This window comes from Streptomyces sp. NPDC058665 (assembly GCF_042714995.1).
Classification (GTDB): domain Bacteria; phylum Actinomycetota; class Actinomycetes; order Streptomycetales; family Streptomycetaceae; genus Streptomyces.
Genome location: NZ_JBHXRX010000062.1, coordinates 41,825 through 51,388, shown reverse-complemented (window position 1 = coordinate 51,388; position 9,564 = coordinate 41,825). Strand labels below are relative to the sequence as shown.

The 9,564-nt window shown below is 69.9% G+C and carries 8 protein-coding genes; 4 read left to right on the top strand and 4 right to left on the bottom strand.

Annotated elements, in window-relative coordinates:
• From ACFWV8_RS30855 to ACFWV8_RS30845, 3 genes are all read right to left on the bottom strand, one after another.
• A partial coding sequence (locus ACFWV8_RS30855; RefSeq protein WP_384211393.1) for a sensor histidine kinase occupies nt 1-1,818 on the bottom strand: 1,818 nt, incomplete at its 3' end.
• Nucleotides 1,819-1,928: 110 nt separating this feature from the next.
• Entirely contained in the window at nt 1,929-2,162 is a 234-nt protein-coding gene (locus tag ACFWV8_RS30850; RefSeq protein ID WP_384211390.1) for a hypothetical protein, read from the bottom strand.
• 214 nt (nt 2,163-2,376) lie between these two features.
• Entirely contained in the window at nt 2,377-3,282 is a 906-nt protein-coding gene (locus ACFWV8_RS30845; RefSeq protein ID WP_384211387.1) for an alpha/beta fold hydrolase, read from the bottom strand.
• Nucleotides 3,283-3,387: 105 nt separating this feature from the next.
• Here ACFWV8_RS30845 and ACFWV8_RS30840 point away from each other — a divergent pair, with 105 nt between their 5' ends.
• The 3 genes from ACFWV8_RS30840 (at nt 3,388) to ACFWV8_RS30830 (ending at nt 6,821) form a co-directional block, all read left to right on the top strand.
• Nucleotides 3,388-4,326: a LysR family transcriptional regulator gene (locus tag ACFWV8_RS30840; RefSeq protein WP_384211384.1), complete on the top strand. Its 939-nt coding sequence runs from the start codon at nt 3,388-3,390 to the stop codon at nt 4,324-4,326.
• Between the two features lie 69 nt (nt 4,327-4,395).
• Nucleotides 4,396-5,451: a tartrate dehydrogenase gene (locus ACFWV8_RS30835; protein ID WP_384211381.1), complete on the top strand. Its 1,056-nt coding sequence runs from the start codon at nt 4,396-4,398 to the stop codon at nt 5,449-5,451.
• Between the two features lie 197 nt (nt 5,452-5,648).
• A complete protein-coding gene (locus ACFWV8_RS30830; RefSeq protein ID WP_384211379.1) occupies nt 5,649-6,821 on the top strand; it encodes a M20 family metallopeptidase in 1,173 nt (390 codons plus the stop codon).
• A gap of 9 nt (nt 6,822-6,830) precedes the next feature.
• Here ACFWV8_RS30830 and ACFWV8_RS30825 read toward each other — a convergent pair whose 3' ends face one another.
• Complete coding sequence (locus tag ACFWV8_RS30825; RefSeq protein WP_384211376.1) at nt 6,831-7,556, bottom strand: TetR/AcrR family transcriptional regulator; 726 nt, start codon at nt 7,554-7,556, stop codon at nt 6,831-6,833.
• A 190-nt stretch (nt 7,557-7,746) separates the two neighbouring features.
• Between ACFWV8_RS30825 and ACFWV8_RS30820 the strand changes: the two genes are divergently transcribed.
• Nucleotides 7,747-9,456: a peptide ABC transporter substrate-binding protein gene (locus ACFWV8_RS30820; RefSeq protein WP_384211373.1), complete on the top strand. Its 1,710-nt coding sequence runs from the start codon at nt 7,747-7,749 to the stop codon at nt 9,454-9,456.
• The last annotated feature ends 108 nt before the right edge of the window (nt 9,457-9,564 follow it).

Genomic DNA, 9,564 nt, shown 5'->3' with positions numbered 1-9,564 from the left:
GCGCTCCTTGTGATCACGCTGCATGTCCTCATGGATACGTTCCCGGGTACGCAGCTCCTCCTCACGCGCCGCCGCCGTCCCCGCCGCCGGCGCCGTACCGTGAAGCAGGTGCGTCATCAGTACACCGACGGAGAGCTGAAAGCCGCAGGCGGATATCGTGGAGATCCCCATGACGGCCGACTCGGCGGCGGTCGGCGCCCCCGACAGGAATACAGCGGTCGCGTTGAGCCCCATATGCGCCCCGAGGAACGCCGCGAACACCCTGACCCGCAGGTCCGCCAGCAGGAACAGGGCGTGCCAGCCGACCACTCCGAACGCCCAGTCCGCCGGACCTGTCGACTGCTCCGGCGGGAGCGTGAACGCGCATACCGCCGAAACAGCCAGCACCGATCCCAGGCTCCACCAGCGCACCCTCGGCGGGATCTGTCTGCCACGCAGCAGATAGGTGGCCCCGACGACCGCGACGGCGGCGAGGCAGACGAAAGCGGCTGTCTGTGCCCACGCGGGGCGGTACACGTCCTGGTAGGCCGCGAGGCGACGCAGCGAGATGGTGAACTGCCACACCAGGCTGATCAGCAGCACGGCCAGTTGGGCCCCGTGCAGCAACTGCCCACGGATGAGGCGGACGACGGCCGCGTGCTGTACCTGGGCGCGGGGCGGGCGCGGAGCGGGTGTCACGTGCGCTCCGTCCCCTGTCTGTGACACCCGGGCCCGGCCGTGCCAGCGCCACTGCACGAGGGTCCCGGTGCCCGGGTGGGAGGTAACGGAGGCGGAACCTCCGACCGCGTGCATCCTGCCGATGATGGAACCGGTGATGCCCCGGCGCCGCGCGGGGACGGACTCAGGGTCGAAGCCCCGCCCCGCGTCGGACAGTTCAACGACGACGGCGCCACCCTCCTCCACCCATGCCCTGAGCTCCGCCTCCCGCACCCCGGCATGGCGTCCCACGTTGGTGACGGCCTCCCGCACCCCGTTGAATATCGCGAGTCCGGGGCCGGACGGAACCGTGAGCGGACCCTCGATGCGTGTCTTGAGCCGCACCCTGTCCTCTCCCTCACCCTCGGGCACGCAGCCGAGAAGCTCCGCGAGGTCGACGCTCCCCGTCTCGAATCCGGGCACGGCGGACAGTGCCCCCAGGTCCTGTCTCGCACGCGGAGGCAGCCAGGACCAGTCCCTGCCGTCGCCCTGGGAGACCATCAGCAGCGTCGCGCTCGCCGTGTCGTGCAGAGTCGCCAGGTACTCCCGCTCGGTCGTCCTCCGGGCGGCGGCGACTTCGACCTCCCGGCGCGCTGCCGCCCTGGCCGCGGCAGACCGGTCGGCCGCCCTCGCGCGGGTCCGGACGATGAGGTACGCGGCCCTCGACAGGCCCACCTGGATCAGCATGCGCACCAGGGGTATCAAGTCGGGGCTGTGCCCAGGCGAGGCGAGGACGTCGCCCAGCGCGCAGACGACGGCTCCCAACGCGGCCAGGGCAGCCCCGGCCACTGGGCGCGTCGCCCACTCGTACTGGAAAGCGACGACGCTGATGCCGACAATCGCCTCCACCATCACATCCGCGCCGTTGCCGCCGATCACCGGCTGAGACAGCCCCGTCAGCACCACCACACCCGCGTCCAACGTCCACAGCAGGGCGAGCGGGAGCAGGTGCGGACGGCGCAGCGCGTAAAGGCGCACACCGCAGGCGAGGAGAGCGGGCACCAGCAGAGACAGCGCCAGGGGAATGTCCGCCGCGTCCGCCGAGACGACGCCCAGCGCACTGCACAGGCAGACCACGATGGACCGGAACCACACCCCGTACCGCTCGAGGGTCAAGATCAACAGGCGCTCGCTGGACCTGGGGCCCGGGGCCTCCAACGGCTCTGCGGCCCAATCCTTGTTCCCCCCGCGTCCCCCATGCCCCATGGCGGCAAGGATAGTTGGCCGATGAACTAGGCAAAGCACCTGGCGTGGTGGTAGAGGTCCTGGACGTCCTTCACCAGATCCTCAGCCATATCGGCCTCCTTCGGGTCGGCCTTCAGGGAGACGAGGAGCTTGCTCCGCTGAGGCCGGCAGACGCACGCGAAGTTCCGCCTCGGTCCGCTCCAGAGCGCCTGGGCCGCTGCCGTCACCCCGAGCCGGTCGCGGACCAGGGGTGGCACCAGCAGCGTGGCAGATGCCTCCAAAGCTTCTCACTCGGGCTGCCCGCACAGGTAAGAGCCTGGTTGTACTCCACGATCTGGCAGTCCCCTCGATCGGTGGAAACTGCAAGTCGAGGCGTCCAGACGCCTGTTGCCGCATTACGGGTGAATGAGATGCCCGAGGCGGAAGATCAGCAGTCGCCCCCCCGTCGTCCCGCTCACCCGCTCACGCCCCCATGTCGCCGCCGCGGGCGCGCCGTCACCCTCCGGCCGGGTGCTTCCTGAGGAACTCCCCGAGGGCGCGGGCCGTGTCGGCGGGGGCCTCCTCCGGGAGGTAGTGGTCGCAGTTCAGGGCCTCGCCGTGGACGTCGTCGGCGTATGTCTCCCATGCCTCGCGTACGTCGTAGTGGCGGCCGACGAAGCTGCTGTCGCCCCACAGGGCCAGCACGGGGCAGGTGACCCGGCGTCCGCCGGCGGCGTCCGCGCGGTCGTGGACGAGGTCGATGGACGCGGCTGCCCGGTAGTCCTCGCAGGACGCGTGGATCGCAGCCGGGTCGGAGAAGCAGCGGACGTATTCGTCCATCGCTGCGGGGCTGAAGGGCGTGCCGCCGTGGTGGCGGGCGCCCATGCGGGCGCGGATCCAGAATTCCGGGTCCTTGCCGATGAGGTGTTCCGGGATGCCGTTGCCGGCCGTCAGGAAGAACCAGTGGTAGTAGCCGGTCGCGAAGGCCGCGTCCGCGTGCCGGTAGGCGTAGTGCGTCGGCACGATGTCCAGGACCGTCAGGGAGGTGACCGCGTCCGGGTGGTCAAGGGCCAGGCGGTGGCCGACCCGGCCGCCGCGGTCGTGCCCGACGACGGCGAACCGTTCGAAGCCGAGCGTGCGCATGACGGTCAATTGGTCGAGTGCCATGGCGCGCTTGGCGTACGGGGCGTGCTCGGCGTCCGACGGTGGCTTGTCGCTGTCGCCGTATCCGCGCAGGTCGGTGACGACGACGGTGTGGGTCTCCGCCAGGCGGGGGGCCACGTGGTGCCAGATCTGGTGGGTCTGCGGGTAGCCGTGCAGGAGGAGTACCGGTGGTCCATCCCCGGCCGTCCGCACATGGATGCGCACGCCGTCGGCGTCCACGGTGCGCGGGGTGAACTCTGCGGGCAGGAGACCGTTCATGGTCCGATCCCAGCAGAGCGCCGCCCTGCCCGTCCAAGACCTCTTGATGACAATGTATATAGGCGCCGCCTATCAGGGGGTTCGAGTGCGGAGGAGGGATGTGCGGTGGACGTCCGGCAGCTTGAGTACTTCCTGGCCGTCGTGGACCACGGCGGTTTCAACCGCGCGGCCACCGCCCTCTATCTGTCGCAACCGTCCCTGTCCCAGTCGATCCGGTCGCTGGAACGGGATCTGGGCAGTGAGCTGTTCCACCGGATCGGGCGCCGGGTGGTCCTCACCGACGCGGGTACGGCCCTGATCGAACCGGCGAGGGCGGCGGTGCGGAGTCTGGAGTTCGCGCGGGCGAGTGTGGAATCGGTGCACGGGCTGCGCGGCGGGCGGCTGGAGATCGCGGCCATGCCGTCCCAGTCGATTTCCCCGCTGACGGGCCTGATCCGCCGCTTCACCGCCGACCATCCCGAGGTCTCGGTGACGATGCGGGCGGCGTTCACGCCCCGGGACGTGACGGAGATGGTCCGTACGGGAGTGGCGGAGCTGGGGCTGCTGGCGTCGCCCGACGCCGTGTCCCACCCCCGGCTGCGGGTGCGTCCGCTGCGCGTCCAGCGGTTCGTCCTGCTCACCCGGCCCGACGGGCCGTTTCCGCCGGGGGCGGCGGTCCGGTACGAGCAGTTGGCCGGTCACCGGCTGATCGTGGGGCAGCGGGGCACCGGGCTGCGGACCTATGTCGACGCGCTGCGGGCGGAGGGGGTGGAGGTGACGGTCGCGGTGGAGACGGAGCACCGGGTGGCGATCCTGCCGCTGGTGCTTGAGGGGGTCGGTCTGGCGGTCGTCACGGACGCGTGGCGCGATCTCGCGGAGCGGGCGGGTGCCCGGGTCCTGGACCTCGAACCGCGCACCCTGCTCCATGTCGCCCTGGTCAGCCGCCCGTCCGGCCTGACCCCGGCGGCGCGTGCCTTCATGGACCGGGCCATGACCGACGAGACACCCACCGGCCCCGAAGACGGTCCCACAGACGGTCCCGAAGACGACGGCGACAACCGATAGGCAAGCCCTATCAGGCACATGAGCAGCGCGACTTGGACGCGGGCCTGTCCGGGTTGCTGCAATCCGCACATGACAACACATCGCATTGCCCTCATTCCCGGTGACGGGATCGGCAACGAGGTCATCCCCGCGGCCCGCCGGGTCCTGGAAACGGCCGGAGCCCGGCACGGCATCACGCTCACGTACGACTCGTTCGACTGGTCCTGCGAGCGGTACGTCAAGGAGGGCGCCATGATGCCGCCCGACGGCCTGGACACGCTGCGCTCGTACGACGCGATCCTGCTGGGCGCGGTCGGGTATCCGGGGGTGGCGGACCATGTCTCTCTGTGGGGGCTCCTCATCCCGATCCGGCGCACCTTCCAGCAGTACGTCAATCTGCGGCCGATCCGGGTCTTCGACGGGGTGCCGAGCCCGCTGCGGAGCGCGGAGGCGGGTGAGGTCGACTTCGCGATCGTCCGGGAGAACGTCGAGGGCGAGTACAGCGAGATCGGCGGCCGGCTGAACCGCGGGCTGCCGGAGGAGATGGCGGTGCAGGAGGCGGTCTTCACCCGCAAGGGTGTGGACCGGGTGGTGGACTACGCGTTCGGTCTGGCCAGGGAGCGGCGGGGCGGGCTGACGTCGGCGACGAAGTCCAACGGCATCGTGCACACCATGCCGTTCTGGGACGAGCGGGTGGCGGAGCGGGCCGCGCGGTATCCGGAGGTGCGGTGGGAGCAGGAGCACATCGACGCGCTGGCGGCGAAGTTCGTGCTGGCGCCCGGCCGTTTCGACGTCGTGGTGGCGTCGAATCTCTTCGGTGACATCCTGAGCGATCTGGCCGCGGCGCTGGCGGGCAGCATCGGGATCGCCCCGGCGGCGAACCTGAACCCCGAGCGGGACTTCCCGTCCATGTTCGAGCCGGTGCACGGGTCGGCCCCGGACATCGCCGGGCGCGGTATCGCCAACCCTCTGGGGGCGATCTGGTCCGCGGCGATGATGCTGGACCACCTCGGGCACGCGGAAGCCGCCGGGCGGATCACGGCCGCGATAGCGGCGGTTCTGGCGACGACGTCGGTGCGGACCCCTGATCTGGGGGGCACCGCCACGACCGACGAGTTCACGGACGCGCTGATCGCCCTGCTCTGACCTCACGTGGCGACCTCACCGGCGCCGGGCGGGGCACGGTTCGGGGAACCGGTTCGGGGCACGGTTCGGGGCCGGGAGAGAGGACCCCACGATCGCCTTCGCGCGGCGGCATGGAGAATCCCATAGTCAATGCCATAGACTAACGTCCTGAACATGCCGGGGAGGGATTCCCCAGGACCCGTCGCGAAGGATGTGCTGTGAAGCCAGGCACCGGTTACGACCCCGAGCAGTTCCTCACGCGGCTGCGCCATCTCGTCGGCATCGAGTCACCCACCGGCCACACGCCGGGTCTTGAGGCGATCTACGAACTGCTCACGGAGTGGTCGGACGGACTGCTCGGCACCGTCCATCACGAGATACGCGACGGGGTCCCCCATCTCTACCGGGAGGAGCGCGACCCCTCCCCGGTGAAGCCGGTGCTGATCCTGGGGCACGCCGACACCGTGTGGCCGCTCGGGACCCTGGACTCCTGGCCGTTCCGCGTGGACGGTTCGCATGTCACCGGCCCCGGGGCGTTCGACATGAAGGCCGGTCTCGTGCTGGCCCTGGACGCGCTGCACCGCATCGGAGACGCCGGTCATGTGCGGCTGCTCGTGACGGGCGACGAGGAGCAGGGCTCCGTCACCTCGCGCGCCCTGATCGAGGAGGTGGCGCGGGACTGCGCCGCCGTCCTCGTACTGGAACCGAGCCTGGACGGTGCGCTGAAGACCGCGCGCAAGGGCGGCGCCATGTTCGAGGTGACGGTCCACGGCCGGGCTGCCCACGCGGGCCTGGAGCCGGAGCGGGGGGTCAACGCGCTGATCGAGCTGTCCCAACAGGTCCTCGCCATAAACGACTTGGGAGACCCGGACCGGGGGACGACCGTCTCCCCCACCGTCAGCAGATCGGGCAGCACCCGGAACACGATTCCGGAGAGCGCCCGGGTCGAGATCGACGTACGGGCCTGGCACCGCGACGAACTCGTACGGGTAGAGGAGGACCTCAGGGCCCTCCGCAGCCGGACCCGGGGTTCCACTCTCGAACTCACCGGCGGGATCAACCGGTTCCCCCTGGAGCACCACATGTCCGCCGGTCTGGTGACCATGGCCCGGGAACTGGCGCGGGCCGAGGGGCTGACGCCCGTGACGGAGGCGAGGGTCGGCGGCGCGTCCGACGGCAACTTCACCGCGGCGCTCGGTGTCCCCACCCTGGACGGCCTGGGTCCCGGGGGCGGCGGCGCCCACGCCCGGGGCGAGTGGGTGGACGCCACGTCCGTGGGCGACCGCACCGCACTGGTCGCCGCCCTGCTGCGTACCCTCGGCTCCGGCGCGGAGCACGACCGGCTGACGGCCGCCCCGGCGACGGCCCCGGCGCGGCAGGAAGGGGCCTGACGGAACGGGTCAGGGGGCGGGCGAGGCCAGCCGGGCCACCCGCACCTCGACGGCGTCGAGGAACATCTCCACCGCCCGGTCGAAGACCTGCGGGTTGCCGATGTCGGTGAGGTGGTCGCTCAGTGAGGCGATACGCGGATACTCCTCGGCGGAGAGGCCGCGGTACTCGACCTGCCAGGCCAGCGCGTCCCCGTGAAGGGTCTCGGCGTCCAGGGCCTGAAGACCGGACTCCATGCTGGCGAGCGACCGGATGACATTGCCGAAGACGCGCATGCAGGTGGCCGCCTCCTCCGGGGGGAGGCCCGCCCGCACGAAGGCGTCCAGGGCGAACTCCACATTGGAGAACTCGGCGGGCCTGCGGGTGGTGCGGGCGGCCATCTGCAGGGCGAACTGCGGATACCGCAGATAATGCTCATGAATGTGGCGGGCCTGTGTGCGCAGGTCGTCGCGCCAGGAGTCGGTGGCCTGGAGCCGGCCGCCGTACGAACGGGCCCGCAGGCTGTCGACCAGCTCCAGGACCAGCTCGTCCTTGTCGCGGAAGTGCCGGTAGATCGATGTCGGGTGCGCGTCGAGTTCCCTGCCGAGCGCCTGGAAGGTCAGCCCCTCGAAGCCGTCGCGCACGGCAACCGTCTCCGCGGCTTCGAGGATGGACTCCCGGCTGAGGCTGTGACGTGCTCGCCGACCGGTCCGCGGGTTCTTCGCCGTCGCGCTTTTCCGGTCCTGGCTCGCGCCCATCAGGGTCCTCTTCTCGTCCGGCGGGACAGTGGAACGACAACGGGGACGACTCTGCCCGAAGCCCGACTCACGAGGCAAGTCATCGCCATTGACTATGTGATTGTCGATACCTCTTGCTATGAGACGGGTCCCTCCTTACGATGAGGCCGCATCGCGCCCATCGGGGCCGCGTGGAGGGAAAGTGATGGCGATGAACCAGCAAGAAATCGGCCACACGCGGACACCCGTAGGGCCACGTAGGGCCACCGCCGCCTCGGCACTCGCGCTGGCGGTTCTGCTGGCCGGCTGTACGTCTTCGGGCGCCGGGACGTCCGAGAGCAAGACCAATCCCGAAGTCCCGGTCAAGGAGGGCGGCAGCCTGGTCATCGGCGCCGAGCAGGAGCCCGACTGCGCCGACTGGATCTCAGTGTGCAGCGGATCCATCTGGGGCGACTACATGATGAGGACGACCACGATTCCCAAGGTCTTCGACGTCCGGCCCAAGGACAACACCTGGGTGCCGGTCGCCTCCTCTTTGATGGCCGGGGAGCCTACCATCACCGAAGGCGACCAGCAGAAGATCACGTACAAGATCTCCCCGGACGCGGTCTGGTCCGACGGCGAGCCCATCACCTCGGCGGACTTCAAGTACACCGCCCTCCAGATCCGTGACGGCAAGGACGTCCTCGACAAGACCGGCTACGACAAGATCGCGAAGGTCGACACGACGGACGAGAAGACGGCCGTGGTCACGCTGAAGGAGCCGTACGGCGGGTGGCGCACCCTCTTCAGCTCCGCGTACGGCGTCCTGCCCGAGCACCTCCTCAAGGGCAAGAACCGCAACGCGGTCATGAAGGACGGCTACTCGTTCAGCGGCGGGCCCTGGAAGATCGAGTCCTGGAAGAAGGGCACCGCGATCACCCTCGTCCCCAACGACCGCTACTGGGGCAAGAAGCCGAAGCTCGACAAGGTCACCTTCCAGCTCACGACCGACACAGCGGCGGCCTTCCAGGCGTTCAAGAGCGGACAGCTCGACGCCATGTACCCGACACCGCAGCTCGACGTCGTCGAGCAGCTCGGCCAGGTCGCGGGCGGCGCCAAACGGCAGATCGACGCCCGGACGGGCAACCTCGAAGCGCTGTGGATGAACAACGAGAAGTTCCCCTTCGACTCACCGGCCGTCCGGCGGGCCGTGGCCCACGCGGTCGACCGGAAGGCGATCGTCAACAAGCTCTACGGCTCCCTCGGTGTGAAGGAACCGGCCCAGAGTTTCCTCACGCCGATCCTCTCCTCGTACGCCGGATCGGACTTCTCCCGCTACACGCGGGACCTGGCAGCCGTCGACGAGGCCATGACCGGCGACGGATGGAAGAAGGGGAGCGACGGCATCTGGGCCAAGGACGGCCGCCGCGCCGAGTTCGGCATCGTCTCGCTCGCGGGCAACAAGCGGCGTGAACTCACCGAGCAGATCCTCCAGACCCAGCTGAAGCAGGCGGGCTTCCGGATGACGATCAGGAACACGAGCCCGGCCGACCTCTTCGGGAAGCAGGCTCCGGCCGGCAACTACGAGATGGGGCTGTGGACACTCGTCGACACCTTCCCCGACCCCGCCCTCAGCAACAGTTTCAGCAGCACCTCCATCCCCACCGAGGCCAACGGTCAGTCCGGGATCAACTTCGTCCGCGCCAAGATCGACGGGCTGGATCCGCTGCTCGCCGCCGTCGACCGGGAGACCGACCCGGCGAAGCGCGCGGAGTCGTCCCGACAGGCCGACAAGCTGATCGCCGACGCCGTGCCCGCGATACCCATCGGGACGGTGCCGAACATCCTCCTGTGGAGCGACCGCGTCGGCGGCCCGCTCAGCAACAACCCGAGCGAAGGTCCCTGGTGGAACCTCGCGGAGTGGGGACTGGCGAAATGACCAAGGCCCCGCGGCCGTCGGGCGGGGGGCCCCCCCCCCCGCCCGTCCGGGCCCGCCGGGCCCCCCCCATCAAGCGCAAACGGGAGCCCCCCCCCACCTAAACCGAGG